The sequence below is a fragment of the Brevibacillus choshinensis genome (assembly GCF_001420695.1).
Lineage (GTDB): Bacteria > Bacillota > Bacilli > Brevibacillales > Brevibacillaceae > Brevibacillus > Brevibacillus choshinensis.
In genome coordinates, this window is record NZ_LJJB01000007.1 from 558733 (window position 1) to 578550 (window position 19818).

Sequence of the window (19818 nt, forward strand, 5' to 3'; positions counted from 1 at the left end):
TCTTAAAACGGTATTTGAAACTTCTGGATAAACCAATCGTCATCATGTTTTCTTCTTGCATGATACCTGATTCGCTGTGCTAGCGCGCCGTGTAGCAACACTTCTTTATCGATCGCCATGGGATTGGAATGGACGATTAGCCTCTTAGACGCCAATATTCTGGAATCGTTAAAATGGCTGTACGCCATTCGCAGCATGTTGTAGTACACGTGCTCGTTGGTTACGGTGTAAGGATGGGATTTGCGAAACAGGTGGAGCACTTTCACTGCCGGCTGAACGAAGCATTTGTATCCGAACAGCCATAGCTTGATGGATATCTCGATGTCTTCAAAACCCCATACACGGAATCCGCGATCGAATCCGCCGATATCGAAAAAAACGTTTTTCGATACCGCCAAACATCCACCGGGAAGAATAGCAACCTCTGTAGGGAGTGTCTGTTGGCGGAGCCACGAGATGCCTAATCGCGGATTCAGTGTCTGACCGTATCCAACGTATGTTGGGTGTTCTGTAGACGCGATCCCTGGAGAAACGGCGTCTGCCACTCCGGAACGGATCAGTTGCAGCAATTGATCAATCCAATAATTTTCAAAATAGAGATGAGCGTCGCAAAAAATCAGGTAGTCTCCTTTGGCATGTTCTGCTCCAAGGTTCCTTGCGGGTGCCGCTCCTATTCCCTGGGTGGTGATCAATCTCACCCGATTCCCGTCAACTTTAGGTGCGATGAGCCGGCAACACTGGTCTGTCGAGCCGTCGTCTACCACGATGATTTCAAACGGATAATCGGTTTTCGATTGAAGAGCGGACGTTACCGTATTGCGCACATTTTCTCCTTCATTTTTCGCAGGAATAATGATGGAGACCAACGGCAGCTGCTCAACGGACATCTGATCACTCCTTTCTCCCTGACATGGTATGCACAGCCTATGCAAGGGGATATCCATACCTGAGAAATTCACCGCTGTTTCATCACTCCATCAGCTAGGCATTCATACAATAGACACGGATGTATCCTAGGATTTACAAAGGGGTGGGCAGCATGGATGTCGAGGTCTATTATGGAGGGCTACGGGGCGGAACGATGCCGTATACGATATTGCCGGCATTTCGTTTGTTCTGTAAACAGAACGGATTTCAAATAAAGTGGGACCCCAAAAACAAAAGGATTGATCTGGATTCAGGGCTGAAGGGAAAGATCTGCGTTCTGTCTCCGGGAAGAACGGTCGGTGATACTTATTATGTAGCGGAAATATTGGGCAAAGTGCAGAGATTTCTTTCTGATTTTGGAATTGAAGTAGTACGCACGGAAAAAAAGTCGGACATTCCGAAAAACAGGGATGTTGCGATACGCTTTAGCCTAGAAGAACTGCGAACGGCATTCAAACCCAAATTGGAATTGTTCCAGGGTGAAGACGAGAAACGCAAAAGCTTGATCAACAGTCTTCATGCGGAGTTGAAGCATACTGGGATCACTTGTGTGTTGAAAGCACAAAAAGAACAGCGTTCCGCCCAACCCTCTTTGGCCATAAAATTGCTTCTCCCCATAGACACTGATGTATCTAGGCGGAAAGCCTATGGAGAGAAGATTGCGTTTTACCTGGCCTCAGGAATTCTTCAATACTTTCAGACTGCGCAGCAAATTTACCCCATTTCTTATCTTCCCATGAACGTTTTAAAGGAATTTTTTAGTAGCGCATTGATAGATCGAGTGGGAATGCTAAATCACGGATACGATGAAGAACAAGAGCAAGAACAAGAACAAGAACAAGAGAAAGAACAAGAACAAGAACAAGAACAAGTGCAAGAGAAAGAACAAGAACAAGAACAAGTGCAAGAGAAAGAACAAGAGCAAGAACAAGAGCAAGAACAAGAACAAGAACAAGAACAAGAACAAGAACAAGAGCAAGAACAAGAACAAGAACAAGAACAAGAGCAAGAGCAAGAGCAAGAGCAAGAACAAGAGCAAGACCAAGACCAAGAACAAGAACAAGAATTAGAGATAGAACAAGAGCAAGAAGAGGATCTAACGCGAACAATTGGAATTCACTGGCCAGTACAATCAGAGCTTGTGGAAGAGCCTGTAAAAGAAGAACAAAAAGGAACAGTGGAAGAGGCTGTCTGGCTTCATGAAATCAATCAAGCGCCTGCAGAAATACGGCTGGAGGCGGAAGTGTTTTTAGATTACACCTTATTCCATTCAGACTTAGAGCATAGGCCGTTTTTGCTCATCGGAAACTTGTATGTCAAAAACACGGGGACGGAAGACTTGATCAATCCGATTATTTGCCTCCGCGTATCGCCAATGGAAAGCATCAAGCTAGGCGGACAAATCCTTCCGCCAAATTTGGTGGAAACCATGGGTGTGCAAAGCTCTTCTGGAATCAAAGGGTGGAGATATTTGGAGAATGACTGGTTTTCACAAGCGCAAGAACGTGGAGAATACTGGATTGCTCCGATCCAGCCCATTCTGATTTCGCCGAAAGCGACGGAGCCTTTCCAAAACTTCCAGATTTCCATCAAGAAACCGGAAAACGGGAGCACGGTTACGGTTGAGGCGGTTGTCCTGTTTGACGAACAGGAAATCCATTTTCCAGCGAATAACCGAATTGCTATTTCATTCTGATAAAACAAGAGGAAAAAGCCATCGCTTTTGGGAGCGATGGCTGCTGTTTCTCGTCTTAATACTCTACGAACATTTGCACGAACGTTTTGCCATATGGGCCACCGTCGACGATGGCGATCGCAACATACTCATAGGAAGGATTCAAGATATTGGCCCGGTGCCCGGAAGAATCCATCAACATCTTATGGCCTGCGACAACAGTCCAGTTTTGGGCAAGATTTTCGGCCGCAGAACGGTAGTTGATGCCGAACGATTTCATCATCTGGAAAGGCGTCCCGTAAGTAGGCGAGTTGTGGTTGAAATAGTTATTCTTCACTAAATCCTGTGCCTTCACACGAGCGACATTCTCCAGCTTCATGTCGACTTGAAGCGGGGAAAGGCCATTATCGACACGTTCTTTATTCAAAAGTTGGATCATTTCTTTCTCATCTGCCGTCAAGTCCGAAGGCAATGGTACTTGCGGATCCGGTTTCTGTGGCGTGCTCGGTTGACTAGGATTGCTCGGTTGACTCGGAGTACTTGGTTGAGTGGGAGTGCCTGGCTGCGGCTGAGATGGCTGTTGTTCGTACTTGGTTTTGATCGCTTGATACGTCTTGGAATCTGCCTCACCCGTCAGAGTGGCTTTGTTCCGGGATTGGAACAGCATAACGGCATAACGGGTGGACTCGTCGTATTGACCTGTTACTTTGGCAGGGTAGCCCAGGGCAACAAGCATTTTTTGCAGCTCACTGACTTTATCTCCCGCAGAGCCGAGCTTCAGTGTTGTGGATTGTTCCACTGGCTTGTTGTCTGGTGCCGGTTTCGTGGACGGATTTGGTTTCGGAGTCTGATTTTTCAGCTTGTCATATTGCTGTTTGATCGATGCATATGTTTTGGAGTCTACTACGCCCGTTTGTTTCAATTTGTATTTCTTTTGGAATTTTTTTACGTTGGATGCCGTGTACGTATTGTAATACTTGTCCACCTTCAGCTTCGTGTCAAAATGCAAAGCGGCAAGCATTTTTTCCACTTCCTGCACCTTTGCGCTTCTCATCCCCGTTTTCAAAGGGGTGAATGTCGTTTTGGCGAAAGCGGGTTGTCCGATAATGGAGAGCGAGACGGACAGGGAAAGGATTGCTGCAATTCTCGGAATGTTGCGATTCATGTCATCACGCCTTTCACTGGTTTGTCGCCCCCAATGTTACTAGAGTCCAGTTTCGAAAAACAAGCCACATATATTGGAAAGGGATGGAGAATCATGTTTGATCTATCTTGGCTCGATCTGGTTATTCTTGTCTTGGCCAGCTTTCGACTCACTCATTTAATTGTATTTGATGAAATCACGACGTTTCTTCGGGATCCTTTTTTAAGCGTAACCTATGAGGTGGATTCGGCAGGACAGGTCGTTCGGAATACCCATTTTAAGGGAAGTGGCTTGCGTCAGTGGATCGGGAAATTGCTCAGTTGCCATTGGTGCGTTGGGATCTGGTGTGGGGTGGTCATTGTGGGCTTGTTCCTGTATGTACCGGCTGCTTATCCGGTGTTGTTGATACTTGCGATCGCAGGGGCAGCAGCCGTGATTGAGACGAAAATGTATTCGGGATGAGTGAGTCCCGGTTATCATCTCTTGAAAAAGTTTTGACTTCTTTTGAAAAACGCTGTTTCTGCAGCAGTAAGGGGCATCACATTTTCTGCGATATAACTGATCATACGGTTACTTCCACTTGGGTCCTTCATGAATTTGGAGGCAAGGATGTCTACTTGATTCACAGGTCTGCCACTGTCCAGGGGAATGTCCCAAACAAAGAAAGGCGAAGATGCCATAAAGGTACCAACTGCCACCCCGTTTACCAAAACATTGCAGGGAAAATGAAGCGGATGTCCGGGGTATGTGGATTGGGCTTTGCCTTTCACAAGCAAGGTAGTAATGCTTGGATCTGTTTGAACGGTAATGCGGAACAAGGGAGGAGCCCACAAATCTCCGTACCTGTTCATGCTGCTTATTTTGTCGGGATGTCCAAATGTAGCGGGGATGTCCGTCCTGTTCGCATTCACAGAAGGAGAAGCTTGAACTGGTTTTTTCCGGTAGTGTGGGGCATGTCTCAACCACGTAGGTGAGACAGATCCGTAATGTTTTTCTACCGTCATCAGAACTTCAGAGATTCCAACCGTATGCCATTGCGTCGCGGTTTTGGTCGTGCTGTAAACTCTGGCGTTCGCCAAAAAATCATTGACGTAGGCGATGGGGTAGCTTTGAGCAATCCGGATCCAGAGGTCATAGTCCATGCAAAAGTTTAGGGCCTCATCCACTCCGTCCATTTGCTGAAATACGTTTTTTCTAATAAAAGCGGCTGGCTGACAGACGACACACCCGTGGTAAAGATTGTTGTAATCGGCAGGCGTGACATGAAGCGCAGTCTGCACTTGGCTGTGCTCGTTAATGACATAGCATTTACCATGTGCCATCCCGCAATCGGGGCGAGATTGAAGCGCCTGGACTGCCTTCCTGATCGCTCCCGGCTGATAAGTATCATCCGAGTTCAACCAACCGATGATTTCACCCCTGGCCATGGACAAGCCCTTGTTGATTGCATGGGATTGGCCGCGGTCCTTCTCAGAAACGAATCGGAAACGGTCCCCAAAATGGCTATATTGCTGCAGGATCGAAATCGTGACGTCAGTCGATCCACCATCGACAACAATATGTTCGATGTTCGGGTAATCTTGGCCAAGGACACTCTCTATCGTTTCTTTGATAAATCTGCCTTGATTAAAGGAAGGGGTAATCACGCTTACCAACGGAAGGCCCTGATGATCCACAAGTAATCACTCCAATTCAACTATCCAATTTTCAGAAAAACGGAAGAACTTGATATCGATTTAAACACGTTAGATTCTTCTAGTGATAAAGGTATGACTTCGTCTGCGACGAAACTGATCATTCGTTTATCAGAGTCAGTAAGAAAGAATGAAGACAGGATCTCCATTTCGAATTTTTCTTTCATGATCGGCTGTACAGGTATATTCAGCAAAAAAGTCGATCCTACGATATGGCTTCCGGCCGGCTGTCCGTCTACTTGGACGACAAATCGAAACTTGTAATGTAGGGGCAGAAATGGAGCGGATTCTGGGGGGATCTTTCCTTTGATGAGTATAGAATTCACCGGGCAGCGAAGATCTGTTTCGACGGTAAAGGTAAATCGTGGCGGAACCCATAAATCTTCATATCGGTTCATGTTGGTTACTGTTGGCAAACAATCAAGGGTGGACTGATCCCTCAGGTAATGCAAGAGGCCAGTAATTCCTTTGTAACCATGGTGGCTCTGATAAGCTAGCAACCACGTTTTCGAAATGGTACCGTAATGTTTCACGCTGGTCCTGAGAATTTCTGGGATCCCAACCGTGTTCCAGAGGGTGGATGTTTTGCACGTATTGTGAGTTCTTGCATTTGCGAATGCGTATGGAACGAATCCAATGGGATACTTTTTAGCAATTCTGATCCACAAGTCGTAATCCATACAAAAATGGAGACTCTCATCCACTCCTTCTACTTCCAGAAACACATTTCTTCTGATAAATACTGCAGGCTGGCAGATCATGCATCCATCAAACAATTGATTGAAATTAGCGGGTGCCACATAGTAGTCGCTTATTTTTTGGCTGTTCTCGTCAATCGTATAAGCTTTGCCATATACAATCGCCAAGTCAGGCTGCCTCTGAAGCGCCTCTACCGCCTTTCGGATCGCGCCTGGTAAATAAGTGTCGTCCGAATTGAGCCAACCAATGATCTCCCCTTTTGTCATGGCCAGTCCTTTATTAATCGCGTGGGATTGGCCACGGTCTTTCTCCGAAATGAAACGAAAACGCTCCTCAATGTGGCTGTATTCCTTCAGGATGGAAAGCGTGTCATCCGTGGATCCCCCGTCAACCACAATAAATTCAATGTTGGGATAGTCTTGGCTGAGGACACTTTCTATCGTTTCCCGGATATATTTGCCTTGATTGTAGGAAGGGGTGATGATACTTACCAATGGAAAGCTTTGATAAACCACTGGCTTCACTCCATTTTGGGATAATTTTCTGGAAGTACATGGCAATGATACCTTCAGGTTATGTACAAGGGCTCGAGTTTGAACCGGGGTAGGTTCATTATTTCAAGTGGGATTCGAAGAGGTACCATTTCGGGCCATTTTCATAGAGAAATAGCCGTTTCTGGCATTCCTCGTTCAACATATGCTTATAGTGTTGCGGGTTCCTTTCGACTGAGCTGAAGGGAAAAGTTGATTAGACGAAAAAAGGAGGAACTGGGACTAACATGCTGAGTCAAAGCGATCTGCTGAATTATAAAGCGTTGGTGTCAAAAGCGCTGCAAGATTTTGATTTTGCTAACTTATACCTGGAATTCTCGATTAGATGTAAACTCATTGAGTATAAGAATATCTCGCTTGTTTTGGATGTCGGCGCTAATACGGGTCAATATGTAGGCTCGTTAAGACAGCAAGGGTATGGAGGAACGATAGTATCATTCGAGCCATTGGCAGAGGAGTTTGCCCGATTAAGTGAAAATGCCTCCCACGACCCCAATTGGAATTGCAAGCAAATAGCGCTAGGCAGTTACAACGGACTTTGTGAGATGAACAGGGCGGGCAACTCTTACAGCAGTTCAATCCTCCCCATGCTGGATCTACATGTCTTAAATGCGCCGGACTCCGAATATGTAGGCAAGGAAACGGTTTCGATTACGCGGCTGGATTCGCTTGGACAGGAGACCATAGGGGAAAATGAACGCATTTACCTGAAAATTGATACGCAAGGTTACGAGTTGGAGGTTCTCAAAGGTGCTGAAAGGATGCTCCCAAAGGTGGAGGCGGTCGAATTGGAGTTAACCGTTGTTCCTCTATATGATCGTCAAGTTTTATACCAGCAGCTGATCAAGTATATGGACATCATGGGCTTTGATCTGGTTTGGATGGAAAGAGGATTTTCCGACCAGACCACGGGAGAGGTTCTCCAGTTCGATGGCATATTCCTTAGAAGATAAAGGCACCGGCACAATCTTGTGTCGGTCTTCTTTTCTTTTTCGGAAGGATAGGCGTCTTTCACGCAAATCGGGAGAATCGACCATTTTCATTGATTTATAGAGCATCGGCTCGTTTGCGGTCATATGATGAGTCATGCCACGAGAAAATCGGGACAGAGGTGCATCGGATGAAACTGGTATTGCTATCGGGCGGCTCCGGGAAACGGTTGTGGCCGCTGTCCAATGATGTGAGGTCGAAACAATTTTTAAAAATGCTGCATGCTCCCAATGGCGAGAGGGAATCCATGGTCCAACGGATTTGGAGACAATTGGATGCGAATCAGTTAACGGATGATGTGTTCATCTCAACGACAAATTCCCAAGGGGATTTGATCCAAAGCCAATTGGGTACGAATGTGCGGATGATCATCGAAGCCGAATCACGGGATACGTTCCCGTCTATCGCATTGGCCGCTACCTATCTTTATTCGAAGATTGGGGCCGAGCTTTCTGAAGTCATTACAGTCATGCCTGTTGATCCATATGTAGAAGAAGCGTTTTTTACGAAGATCAAACAATTAGAGGATGCGATCAACCAATCAGGATCAGACCTCGCTCTAATCGGAGTAACGCCCACCTATCCATCAACAAAATATGGCTATATTATCCCGCTCAAGGAAGAGGGACAGAAGCAGTCACATACCTATCAAAAAGTTCACAGTTTCAAGGAAAAACCGTCTGTAGAGCAGGCGCAGAAGCTGTTGGAACATAACGCATTGTGGAATTGCGGGGTGTTTGCCTTTCGACTGGGTTATCTCATAGATCTCCTTGAAGAAAAAGGATTACCCAGCCATTACGACAAGCTCACAGAGCAATACGGCAATCTACCTAAAATTAGCTTCGACTATGAAGTGGTGGAAAAGGCCGGACATGTCGTGGTAATCCCCTATGAGAGAGATTGGAAAGATCTAGGTACCTGGAACACGCTGACGGAGGAAATGGATGTCAATCTCATCGGAAGAGGTTTTCTTGGCGAGGATTGCGCCAATACCCATGTCATTAATGAATTGGATTTGCCGGTTGCCGTTATCGGCGTATCTGATATGGTGATCGCAGTCAGTCCTGACGGAATCTTGGTTTCCGATAAAGCAAAGAGCCACCTCGTTAAAAACCTTATGAAGGATATGGATCAAAGGCCGATGTACGAAGAACGCCGATGGGGATGGTACCACGTCCTTAACTTCCAAAAAATGTATGAAAAGGAAGAAGTGTTAACAAAGAAACTTCACATTCATGCGGGAAAAAACCTGAGCTACCAGTACCACAGAAAGCGCAGTGAAGTATGGGTGATCGTTGCGGGCGAAGGTGAGTTTGTACTAAATGATCGGCTGAGCCTTGTCGGTCCAGGAGATGTTTTGCAAATTCCAGTAGGCGCGAAACATGGAATCAAAGCGATCAAAGATATCGAGATCATCGAGGTGCAGATGGGAAGCGAGCTCCAAGAAGAGGATATCATCCGTCTTTTCATGTCCTGGGATGAGATGAAAGCATTCCTAAACAGGAACGATAAGGGGGGGAGCCTATGAAACGTTGGAGAGACAAGACCATCATGGTGACGGGAGGAGCGGGATTTCTCGGTTCCCACGTGGTGGAACGGTTGCGAAATGAAGGATGCCAGCGCATTATCGTCCCACGGAGCAGGGAGTACGATTTGCGCAATCCGCAGGCGATCAGGGAACTCCTATCCAAAACGGCACCCGATTTGATCATCCATTTGGCGGCTTCAGTAGGCGGGATTGAAGCGAATCGAAAAAATCCTGGATCGTTCTTTTACGATAATTTGTCCATGGGTACTCACTTGATGGAAGCAGCAAGACTCTGCAATGTCGAAAAATTCGTGGCTTGCGGAACAATCTGCTCCTATCCTAAGTTCGCCTCCGTTCCATTCCGGGAAGAGGATCTGTGGGACGGGTACCCGGAAGAAACAAATGCCCCGTATGGTTTGGCCAAAAAAATGCTGCTTGTACAAAGCCAGGCATACAGGCAGCAATACGGCTTCAACTCCATTTTCCTTCTTCCAGTCAACCTGTACGGTCCTCGTGACAACTTCGACTTGGAGACGTCACATGTCATTCCGGCACTCATCCGAAAGTGCCTGGAGGCGAAACAACAAAATAAGGACCACATCACAGTTTGGGGATCAGGGAAAGTGACGAGGGAATTTATTTATGTCGAGGAAGCCGCGGAAGCGATCCTGCTTGCTTCTGAACATTTTGATGGAGAACAGCCGGTGAACATTGGAACGGGAGAGGAAATCACGATTCGGGCACTGGCTGAGCTGATTGCCGAGGAAACGGGCTTTGCTGGTGAATTTCGGTGGGACTCCGAAAAACCGGACGGACAACCGCGAAGATGCTTAGATGTGCAAAAGGCGAAAGACTACTTTGGCTTCGAATCCAAGGTGGGGCTGAGAGAGGGATTGAGGAAAACGATCCAGTGGTACGCGAATTTGACTGGAGGAGGGAATCATGCGCAATGAACGGGCCGATGGAATCTCCGCAAGCGACGTTTTACAGGCAGTTCATTTCGCCGGGTGACCTCTGTTTTGACGTGGGTGCAAACGCAGGGAACAAGACGGAAGTTTTCCTTGGATTGGGTGCAAGAGTCGTGATGGTGGAACCACAAAAAAAGTGCGCAGATATTCTCCGAAACAAATTTGGACAGAAACCAAACTGCACCATTGTGGAAAAGGCACTGGGTGCTAGCGAGGGAGAAGCAGTCATGTACCTGAACGATGCCGACGTCCTTTCCACATTGTCTACCGAGTGGATCGAACGGATGCAGGCAAGCGGACGCTTTCAGAGAAATTTCTGGAGAAACCAAATATCTGTTCCGATGACATCACTGGATCGATTAATGGAGCAGCATGGTGTACCCGCTTTTTGCAAAATAGACGTGGAAGGGTATGAATGGCATATTTTGCAAGGTTTGACCCGTCCGCTGCCAGCCCTCTCTATCGAATTTGCCGAAGAGACCATTCATAACTCCGTTCATTGCATGCACCGCCTGCAGCAATTGGGTGATTATGAGTTTAATTGCGTAAAAGCGGATAACACGTCTTTGGAATTGGCGAACTGGGTTGATTTGGCAACGATTTGCAGCCATCTTGGACAGCGCACCGAGACGTTCATGTGGGGCGATATCTATGCAAGGCAAAAAAGGTGACCAACATGATAAATAAGGCCTTTTGGAAAAACAAAAACGTATTCATTACGGGGCACACCGGCTTCAAAGGCTCCTGGCTCTGCTTATGGCTGCACTCGTTGGGTGCTAATATCACCGGTTTTTCCCTTCCTCCACCTACTAATCCAAGCTTATTTCAGCTATGCGGGATCGATTCTTTCGTCCGTTCCATAATTGGGGACGTTCGATCAAAGAGAAGCTTGCAAGAAGCACTCGTGCAAGCCCAGCCCGAAATCGTTATCCATATGGCTGCCCAGCCGTTAGTCAGGGCTTCCTATGACATTCCGTGTGATACCTATGAGATCAATGTGATGGGAACCGTTAACCTGCTGGAAGCGGTCCGATTGGCTACGCGCAATGGGATTGGGGTCAAGGCAGTTATCAACGTAACGACCGACAAATGTTATGAAAACAAGGAGTGGGCATGGGGCTATCGCGAGGAGGATGTTTTGGGAGGATATGATCCCTATTCCAACAGCAAGGCATGCTCAGAATTGGTCACCATGAGCTACCGAAATTCATTTTTTCATCCCGATGACTTTAGCGCCCACGGAGTCGGGATAGCATCGGCACGAGCAGGCAATGTGATCGGCGGGGGCGACTGGGCCACTGACCGCCTGATTCCCGATTTCATACGTGCCTTACTCGGAGGGACGAAACTGAAAATCCGAAATCCCGGTGCGATCAGGCCGTGGCAGCATGTGCTAGAGCCGATAGGTGGGTATTTGTTGCTTGCCCAAAAGTTATGTGTGGACGGAAAGCGGTTTTCGCAGAGTTGGAATTTCGGGCCAAACGACCAGGATGCGCAAACGGTCGAGTGGATCGTCAATAAGCTGTGTGCCAAATGGGGAGAAAACGCTGCATTTGAAATCGTGCCAGATGCTAAATGGCATGAAGCCCATTATTTGAAGCTGGATTGTTCCAAGGCTAGAGGCGAGCTGGGGTGGAATCCAAAATGGAATCTCGATCAGACACTCGATCGCATCGTTGACTGGACTCGCGCTTACCAGCAAGAGAAGGATCTTCGGGCGCTTTGCTTGACTCAGATTGAAGAGTACGGAAAGGAGGACATAGGATGAAGGTTGTCATTTTGGCCGGCGGATACGGCACCAGGATCAGCGAAGAATCACATCTCCGGCCAAAACCGCTGATTGAAATCGGAGAAAGACCGATAATCTGTCACATCATGTCCATTTACTCCCATTACGGGTTCAATGACTTTATCATTTGCCTGGGCTATAAAGGTTACTTGATCAAGGAGTTCTTTGCCCATTACTTTCTGCATCAGTCTGACGTTACTTTTGATTTTCGCAACGAGAACCAAATGATCGTCCATAACCGTTGCTCCGAGCCATGGAAAGTCACGTTGGTCGACACTGGAAAGGACACGATGACAGGAGGCAGGGTAAAGCGGATTCAACCGTATGTCGGGGAAGAAACGTTTCTATTGACCTATGGTGATGGAGTCTCAAGCATCAACATACAGGAGCTCGTGGACTTTCATCGTTCCCACGGAAAATGGGCAACGGTGACAGCGACGCAACCAGCCGGAAGATTCGGAGCATTAAACCTGGAGGATGGAAATAAGATCACCGGATTTCAGGAAAAACCGAAAGGAGACGGTGGTTGGGTCAACGCGGGATTTTTTGTTATGGAGCCACAGGTCTTCGATTACATTGAAGGAGACCACACGACTTTGGAAAAAGAGCCGTTGGAGGGCCTGGCTAAAGACGGTCAGCTGATGGCGTTCAAATATCCCGGCTTCTGGCAGCCCATGGATACGCTTCGGGATAAGAATTATCTGGAGGAGCTGTGGAAATCGGGAAAGGCAGAGTGGAAAAAATAAAGAAGGTTTCCCAGTAAGAGACCCCCTTGTTCGCATTGCATGATGCATCGCAGTGTATGGATGAAATGGTGAAGTATCCGAAAAGGATGGGAGGAATCAAAGAATGTCGGTGCCTATTATATTTCTTCATCGGTCCGATGACAGCTATTTGTTTTATATCTTGCGTCAGGCTAAAATTGCGAGTCCCAGCTCGGATGTCGTTCTGATCGGGAGCCCGGCCAATATGAAATACGCTTCACAAGGTATTAAGCATGCTTTAATCCAAGATTACAGCCATGGTGCAAACGAATTCGCAGCAGTATACAAACACTTGAGTCCCTGTGAATATTACTATAATTTATTTTGTTTCCAGAGGTGGTTTATATTAAGGGATTACATGAGAGGCAACAATCTGAACGAATGTTGGACCCTGGACTCAGACGTCATGTTGTATGCCGACTTGAGCCGCGAGGAATACAAGACATTCTCTAATGAATTTACCTGGACTACGTACATCACGTTAAAGGAAGTCGAGGAGCTTTGCGCGGTCACCCAAGACCATTTCAGCAATCCCCATTTGTTTGAATACCTCAAGCAGTATACGAGGGAAACCGGAAACTACATCAAAGAAACGGGGATGCTGGCCGTTTCTGATATGGTTACCCAAAGGTTGTATCTGGAAAATGTTCTGAAAAAGGATCGGATTCACGGGATTATTAACAATTCTTTTTTTGATAACAACTTGTTCTTTTCGTTTCCAGGAGTCGAAACACTGGATAATAAGAAAAAAATATATATGCTAAATGGCACCTTATACAGCAAGAAAATGGATACGGGCCAGTTTATGAATGTAAATACGGTCCATTTTACTTCCGAAGCCAATAAAAAATATATCCCGCACTTTTATAAGCCAAATCTACTCGGAAAAGCCAATGGAGCGTATTACTTCCATTACAATTCTCTTCAATGGGTGTCGACGTCTATTTAGTAAACGCTTGGACTGCGCTAGCACATCAAGCCTATGTCATGAGCATGTCTTTGCAGGAAAATGATGAGGAGGCGTTATCATGGACAGGTTTTGGAGCAGGATCATTTCCTTGTTGTTTCAAAAAGAGCAACCGAAGAGGGTGGTCGCAATTGGCGCACCTATGGGTGAGTTTGCGATCCAATTGTTACACTTTTGCCATAACAAAGAAGGAGAACTAATTATCATTGATCCGTTCAATGTTTTTCAGGAAGATGAGCGGATTAATGGATATCGTCCCCATTATCAAGTGATAAGGGAAGAAAGCCTGGAGGCTTTGCCGAATATTGGTTCAATTGACGCAGTTTTGATCGATGGCGATCACAATTGGTACACGGTGTATCACGAATTGAAGCAGATTGAGATGATCGCGGAACAAACCGGCAAATTCCCGCTCGTCTTTTTGCATGATACAGAGTGGCCTTATGGACGACGGGATCTCTATCATAATCCTGAAAATATATCGCCAGAATTCAGACAGCCATATGAAAGGAAAGGCATTGTCTACGGGCAGAGTCAATTGGCTGATCAAGGAGGTTTCTGCGAAGGGGCTTACCATGCCATCAACGAAAACGGAGAAAAAAACGGGGTACTTACAGCCATTGAAGACTTTCTGGGTGAAACCAATATTCACCTTTCGTTCTTCCACCTCACTTCCAATAACGGATTGGGAATCATCACGGAGGCTAACCGAGATACGGATACGTACATCGAAATGATTACGAAACATTCAGGTATGTAATCCCGGTTTTTTAAGAGATAATCGTGGGCCAAGGTATGATTCTGACTTCAATAAAACGCAGAGGAAGTGTGGAAATGCCTAAACATAACGCAATCGAATATTATTTGGAACTGCTAAAAAAAACGATCCTCTATGAGATATGGCTAGAACACGAACAAGGAGCAACCCCGGAAGCTCGAAGGCTGGGGCAAGATTGGCCGGCGATTGCGCACAGCATGATCGGAAGAGTCCGGATGGACAATATCCAGCATTGCATGGAATCGGTTGTGAAGGATAACATCGAGGGTGATTTTATTGAGACCGGAGTTTGGAGAGGCGGCGCTTGCATTTTTATGAGGGGCTTTCTCAAAGCCCATGGAATTGAGGATCGACGCGTTTGGGTTGCCGATTCTTTTGAAGGATTGCCTGAACCTGACGTCGTTAATTATCCGAATGATAAGGGTTATTTGTTCCATACGATTGATTATTTAAAAGTCTCTTTGGAGCAAGTTGTAGAAAATTTTAGTAAATATGATTTGTTGGATAACCAGGTCCGCTTTTTAAAAGGCTGGTTTAAAGACACTTTACCTACGGCGCCGATTGAAAAAATTGCTGTTGCCAGACTGGATGGTGATATGTATTCGTCAACAATGGACAGTTTAAGCAGCCTTTATCCGAAGGTCTCCGTTGGCGGGTACATTATTATCGATGATTTCGCTGCCGTACCGACTTGTGCGGCTGCTGTATGTGACTATCGGCGAGAATTCGGGATAGATGATCCTCTCGTCAAGATTGATAACGCAGGTGTTTATTGGAGGAGGACGAAATAACCAAGAGCATGGGCAGGGGGAAAAATCGTGACCTTTGACATAACAAAAACCACTCTACCTGGTTGTTATGAAATTACGCCGAAAAGGTTCATGGATAAGCGGGGCAGCTTCACGAAGACCTTCCATGTAGATGAATTTCAAAAAAACGAGTTGCAAGTCCAGTTTGCCGAGGATTACTATTCCATTTCCAACAAAGATGTGCTAAGAGGATTGCATTTCCAACTGCCGCCTCATGATCATGTGAAAATGGTTTATTGTCTGACTGGCGAGGTCATGGACGCTGTCGTGGATCTACGGGTAGGCTCTCCCGCTTACGGAACCTATGAAATATTCCAGTTATCAGCGGATAAAGCGAACATCCTATACATTCCCAAAGGATTAGCTCATGGATTTTATGTTTCAAAAGAACCGGCTCTGGTGATGTACAAAGCTTCATCAGTTTACTCGCAAGATTTTGATTTTGGCATACGGTGGGATTCTCTAGGAATTCCATGGCCTAGCCGAAACCCCATCATCTCAGAGAGAGATAGCAACTTCCCACCATTTCATCAATTTGCAAGTCCCTTTTCTTATCAGGAAGAGTAAGCGTGAGAAGACTCCGCCATTCATCGGCAGAGTCTTTTTCCTCATCAATTGAACTTGTCACACTAACTTTTCTGGAGGAATAATGATGAACGAATACTTGTTGAATTATTATTCTTTAACCCTCAATTTCATTGAAGAATTTAACACCATACAATACAAGGGAATTCCCTTAGCCATTTTCTTAAGCTTATTTAATTTTTGTAATCATGAGCATCCGATGTTAATGGAAAAAACCTTTTTGAAAGATGTAAAACACATCCATTTTATTCCATTTAGGGATTTGACTCATTTGTTTTAAATAACCATTTCCCTACCATTTTAGATGAGCTTTGCATGGTAGATAAATTTTTAGATGAAGAACCTATTTCGTGTGTCATCGTCGGTACGACCCTAGACCCTTTCAGCAGAATCCTTATCACTATGGCTGGCAAAAAAGGAATACCGAATATGAGCCTGCAACATGGGTTGATAGGAATTGAAGAAGCATTCATGCCGATGTTTGCAAATCTGAATGGCGTTTTCGGAATGTATGAAAAAGAATGATACCAGCGGCGTGGGGCTGCTGAGCGCCATATCAAAGTAACAGGACATCCGAAATATGATAGAGTCTTCTTAGAACAGCGGATATCAAAAGCAACATTCCAAAGTAAGCTGGGACTTAACCCTCTGAAAAAATCAATACTCATACCCATACATTTTGAATCTGGTACTACGCTCTTATCCGAATTTATCCACAATCTATCACGACATTCGTCTCACGAAATTCTTTTGAAACCTCATCCGCATGACATTGCCTTTCAAAAGGTAAAGACTTACGATCCCTTATTCTATCGTCACCAAAACTTGAAGATGGTATTAGACCTTTCTCCCTATGATATCCTCCATCACGTCGATCTTGTCGTTTGTGTGGATCAATCAACCCTGGGTCTAGAGGCCATGTTGTTTAATAAACCCGTATTATTCTTGAAAAACGAGGGGCAAAATCCTGTCTATGTTACGGATTACTTTGATGAAATGGGACGCATTTGCAGTTCAGATCCCATTGTGCTCGCGGAGATGGCTGTCGACCTCCTATCAGATCACGGCATTTACTGCAACGAAAACGAGAAAGTGCGGAATGATTTTGTGTCTTCACGATATCCGGTGAAAGCTTCCATGAAGACAATGCTAGAGCTATTGAAAGATATAACCGGAGCCTCGTTCTCACATCCTAGTAATCAGCATTTTTCCGGTTAGAACATGTAAAAAGATAAGACTCAGCCACGTATGAGGCAGAGTCTTATTTATTTCCTTAAATAAGCCCCTTTTTAGCTGAATCTTGGCAAGATAAGTAACTATTTTACTAATAAATGGGTCTGTAAATCATTTCCTCAGAAATCGAAGAGACATACATATGATAAAAAAAGCCAACCAACAATCAAGAAAAGATGTTAGGTATGTGCGGGAGGAAATACGATGGACGACTATATGCTGAATTATTATTCTTTAATGATAGATTTCATTGAAGAATTTAAAACCGTTCAATACAAGGGGATTCCATTAGCGTTATTTTTAAATTTGTATAACCTGATGGGACATGAGAACCCTTTACTGACAGATAAATCATTCAGATATCAATTGAAAAATCAAGTCAACAATCCCTACGAGATTCAACAGCGACTTGACGCGATCATGGATCCCATCATGAGCAACACCAACAAACACGCTAATGGTAAGGTCATGTTGTACGATTATGTGTTAGGGAATGATACTTTTTTGCATTACCTTGATCCCTCGAGGGTGTTCGCATGCACCAGCGGGGATGTTGAGGAAAAAATGAAAAACTACATGGGGGATACGAGTTCGATATGGAGTGAACTATCCGCAGAAAGCGGTAAATTGCTGGATCAGATGAAAGCGCACCCCATCTATTCCGAACATGGATTTAAAGCATTGGTTTTTGACAGACAGTTTCCAGCGTTTTTGCACTGCCTTTATTACATTGAAAAGTTTTTTGACGAGGTACCCATTTCGTGTCTATTTGTTGGCACGACGACTGACGCATTTAGCCGGATTTTATGCGTTGCTGCAGGTCAAAAAGGAATTCCAAGTATATGCATGCAGCATGGCTTGATCGGAATAGAAGAATCATTCATGCCCGTATATTCAACAAAAGTTGGTGTTACGGGAAATTATGAAAGAGAATGGTATAGGAATCGCGGTGTTCCCGAGCACCGAATCGCAATAACAGGCCATCCCAAATTCGACTGGATCTTTTATGAACCACGTATGCCACTAGCAACGTTTCAACAGATACATGGTTTGGATCCACGGAAAAAATCGATCCTGATCGCTACTGAGCCAGGGGCAGATCCCATGTTGATCCATGATTTTATTAAGACCGTGTACCAGCTTTCTTCTCCGGAATTACTTCTGAAACCGCACCCGCACGAATTTGCGTTTCAGACACTCAATATGTACGACCCATTGTTTCTTAGCTTTCCGAGCCTAAAGTTGGTAACCGGAATGAATGCGCATGATGTCCTCTACAATTGCGATGTAACCTTGGTTGTTGAACAATCAACGATCGGATTACAGGGTCTGTTGTTTAACAAACCAGTGTTATTTTTGAAGAATGTGCAGAAACAGCATCCGCTCTATGTGGCCGATTTTTTTGATGAGATGGGGCGTTTCTCCAGTTCGGATGCCAGGTTTCTTGCGGCAGCCGCCGTCGATTTAATTTCTCCTCACAGTGTTTTCTATCACGAATACCATAACAAAAGAAATGAGTTTGTGTCCTCGCGATATCCAACAAAAGCTTCTATGAGGGCGATATTGGAATTAATTCATCACTTGACTGGAAGCTGGTACAATCACCCCGTTAACCGACCGTTTTCAGGATAAACCCGAGTAACACGAATACTCCCTTACCAAATCCTAAAGAGGGGAGAGGAATCGATAGATGTTTTTCAAAGACAAAAAGATCCTAATCATCGGCGGAACAGGCACCATAGGACAAAGTTTAGTCCGGAAAATCCTTGAAGAACAACCCAAAGTAATCCGGATCTACAGCAGAGATGAATTCAAGCAGTTTGAATTGGCCCATCGCTTGAAACACGTAGAGGATCGATTGCGTTTTTTAATCGGGGATGTCCGGAATTATGAGCGCGTTCACAGCTCCATGCAGGATATCGACTATGTATTTCATGTGGCTGCCATGAAGCATGTGCCCGCATGTGAATATAATCCGTATGAAGCCGTGCTGACGAATATCGTTGGCACACATAATGTCATTAAAGCGGCGATTGCCCAAAATGTCAAAAAGGTCGTTTTCACAAGCTCGGATAAAGCCATTTCTCCTACGAATATCTATGGTGCTACCAAACTTGCGGCGGAAAAGCTGGTGATCTCGGCCGAATACAGTAAGGGAACTTCCGGAACGATATTCTCCATGGTAAGATTCGGCAATGTCATGGGTTCCAGAGGATCAGTCATTCCCTTGTTTCGCCAGCAAATTTTAGAAAGCATGAAAGTGACGGTTACAGATTTGTCCATGAGCCGTTTCATGATGACTTTGAATCAGGCAACGTCTTTAACCATCAGGTCGATGCAGGAATCAAAGGGAGGGGAAATCTTTGTCCTAAAGATGCCCGTTATTTTTCTGCGAGATCTAGTGACGGCAGTGATTGAAGAAACATGCAAAATATACGGAATCGATACTGCAAATGTCCAAATGGAAGAAATCGGCTTGCGGTCAGGGGAAAAAAAGTTTGAGGAATTGATGACTTATGAGGAATCTGAATCGGCATGGGAGCTCCCGGATATGTTTATCATCCCATCAAAATTCAGAAGCTCTCATCAATATCCGAGTGCGATAAAATCAACCCCCAAAGAGTATGATTCGCAATCAGAACAGCCGATTTCCTTAGAAGAAGTCCGTCGCTTGATTCTCGATGAAAAAATCATTTGAAGAGTGTATGAATCTCAAA

20 protein-coding genes are annotated in these 19818 nt (G+C 45.3%); 16 read left to right on the forward strand and 4 right to left on the reverse strand.

Annotation, left to right across the window (positions count from 1 at the left end):
• Positions 1–2: 2 nt before the first annotated feature.
• Positions 3–887 (reverse strand): glycosyltransferase family 2 protein, encoded by an 885-nt coding sequence (locus AN963_RS02620; RefSeq protein WP_055743004.1) that lies wholly within the window; start codon positions 885–887, stop codon positions 3–5.
• A gap of 152 nt (positions 888–1039) precedes the next feature.
• Here AN963_RS02620 and AN963_RS31665 point away from each other — a divergent pair, with 152 nt between their 5' ends.
• On the forward strand, positions 1040–2623 hold the full coding sequence (locus tag AN963_RS31665) for a hypothetical protein (RefSeq protein WP_055743005.1): 1584 nt from the start codon (positions 1040–1042) through the stop codon (positions 2621–2623).
• A 55-nt stretch (positions 2624–2678) separates the two neighbouring features.
• Here AN963_RS31665 and AN963_RS02630 read toward each other — a convergent pair whose 3' ends face one another.
• Positions 2679–3767, reverse strand: a complete 1089-nt coding sequence (locus tag AN963_RS02630; RefSeq protein ID WP_055743006.1) for a peptidoglycan-binding protein — start codon at positions 3765–3767, stop codon at positions 2679–2681.
• A gap of 93 nt (positions 3768–3860) precedes the next feature.
• Here AN963_RS02630 and AN963_RS02635 point away from each other — a divergent pair, with 93 nt between their 5' ends.
• A complete protein-coding gene (locus AN963_RS02635; RefSeq protein ID WP_055743007.1) occupies positions 3861–4208 on the forward strand; it encodes a DUF1360 domain-containing protein in 348 nt (115 codons plus the stop codon).
• 14 nt (positions 4209–4222) lie between these two features.
• On the opposite strand, the gene AN963_RS02640 is transcribed toward AN963_RS02635, so the two are convergent.
• A complete protein-coding gene (locus AN963_RS02640; protein WP_055743008.1) occupies positions 4223–5422 on the reverse strand; it encodes a glycosyltransferase family 2 protein in 1200 nt (399 codons plus the stop codon).
• 20 nt (positions 5423–5442) lie between these two features.
• The gene (locus AN963_RS02645; RefSeq protein ID WP_055743009.1) at positions 5443–6654 is read right to left on the reverse strand and encodes a glycosyltransferase family 2 protein; all 1212 of its coding nucleotides are present in this window, start codon (positions 6652–6654) and stop codon (positions 5443–5445) included.
• A 263-nt stretch (positions 6655–6917) separates the two neighbouring features.
• Here AN963_RS02645 and AN963_RS02650 point away from each other — a divergent pair, with 263 nt between their 5' ends.
• The 14 genes from AN963_RS02650 (at position 6918) to AN963_RS02720 (ending at position 19799) form a co-directional block, all read left to right on the forward strand.
• Complete coding sequence (locus tag AN963_RS02650; protein WP_055743010.1) at positions 6918–7643, forward strand: FkbM family methyltransferase; 726 nt, start codon at positions 6918–6920, stop codon at positions 7641–7643.
• A 167-nt stretch (positions 7644–7810) separates the two neighbouring features.
• On the forward strand, positions 7811–9208 hold the full coding sequence (locus AN963_RS02655) for a sugar phosphate nucleotidyltransferase (RefSeq protein ID WP_055743011.1): 1398 nt from the start codon (positions 7811–7813) through the stop codon (positions 9206–9208).
• Positions 9205–10161, forward strand: a complete 957-nt coding sequence (locus AN963_RS02660; RefSeq protein ID WP_055743012.1) for a GDP-L-fucose synthase family protein — start codon at positions 9205–9207, stop codon at positions 10159–10161. Before AN963_RS02655 ends, AN963_RS02660 begins: the two co-directional genes overlap by 4 nt.
• A complete protein-coding gene (locus AN963_RS02665) occupies positions 10158–10847 on the forward strand; it encodes an FkbM family methyltransferase (RefSeq protein WP_055743013.1) in 690 nt (229 codons plus the stop codon). Before AN963_RS02660 ends, AN963_RS02665 begins: the two co-directional genes overlap by 4 nt.
• A gap of 5 nt (positions 10848–10852) precedes the next feature.
• Positions 10853–11944, forward strand: coding sequence for a CDP-glucose 4,6-dehydratase (gene rfbG / locus AN963_RS02670; RefSeq protein ID WP_055743014.1), 1092 nt, complete (start codon positions 10853–10855; stop codon positions 11942–11944).
• Positions 11941–12711, forward strand: a complete 771-nt coding sequence (gene rfbF / locus AN963_RS02675) for a glucose-1-phosphate cytidylyltransferase (protein ID WP_055743015.1) — start codon at positions 11941–11943, stop codon at positions 12709–12711. The genes rfbG and rfbF overlap by 4 nt, the downstream gene beginning before the upstream one ends.
• 103 nt (positions 12712–12814) lie before the next feature.
• Complete coding sequence (locus tag AN963_RS02680) at positions 12815–13678, forward strand: hypothetical protein (RefSeq protein ID WP_055743016.1); 864 nt, start codon at positions 12815–12817, stop codon at positions 13676–13678.
• A gap of 79 nt (positions 13679–13757) precedes the next feature.
• Positions 13758–14456, forward strand: coding sequence for a class I SAM-dependent methyltransferase (locus AN963_RS02685; protein WP_055743017.1), 699 nt, complete (start codon positions 13758–13760; stop codon positions 14454–14456).
• A gap of 74 nt (positions 14457–14530) precedes the next feature.
• Complete coding sequence (locus AN963_RS02690) at positions 14531–15265, forward strand: TylF/MycF family methyltransferase (RefSeq protein WP_055743018.1); 735 nt, start codon at positions 14531–14533, stop codon at positions 15263–15265.
• A gap of 27 nt (positions 15266–15292) precedes the next feature.
• Positions 15293–15850, forward strand: a complete 558-nt coding sequence (gene rfbC / locus AN963_RS02695) for a dTDP-4-dehydrorhamnose 3,5-epimerase (protein WP_083496765.1) — start codon at positions 15293–15295, stop codon at positions 15848–15850.
• Between the two features lie 333 nt (positions 15851–16183).
• Entirely contained in the window at positions 16184–16393 is a 210-nt protein-coding gene (locus AN963_RS02705; RefSeq protein ID WP_055743020.1) for a hypothetical protein, read from the forward strand.
• 147 nt (positions 16394–16540) lie between these two features.
• Positions 16541–17086 (forward strand): capsular polysaccharide export protein, LipB/KpsS family, encoded by a 546-nt coding sequence (locus AN963_RS32430; protein ID WP_407922537.1) that lies wholly within the window; start codon positions 16541–16543, stop codon positions 17084–17086.
• A 219-nt stretch (positions 17087–17305) separates the two neighbouring features.
• Positions 17306–18733, forward strand: coding sequence for a glycosyltransferase family protein (locus AN963_RS02715; protein ID WP_055743022.1), 1428 nt, complete (start codon positions 17306–17308; stop codon positions 18731–18733).
• 58 nt (positions 18734–18791) lie between these two features.
• Positions 18792–19799 (forward strand): SDR family NAD(P)-dependent oxidoreductase, encoded by a 1008-nt coding sequence (locus AN963_RS02720; protein WP_055743023.1) that lies wholly within the window; start codon positions 18792–18794, stop codon positions 19797–19799.
• Positions 19800–19818: the final 19 nt, after the last annotated feature.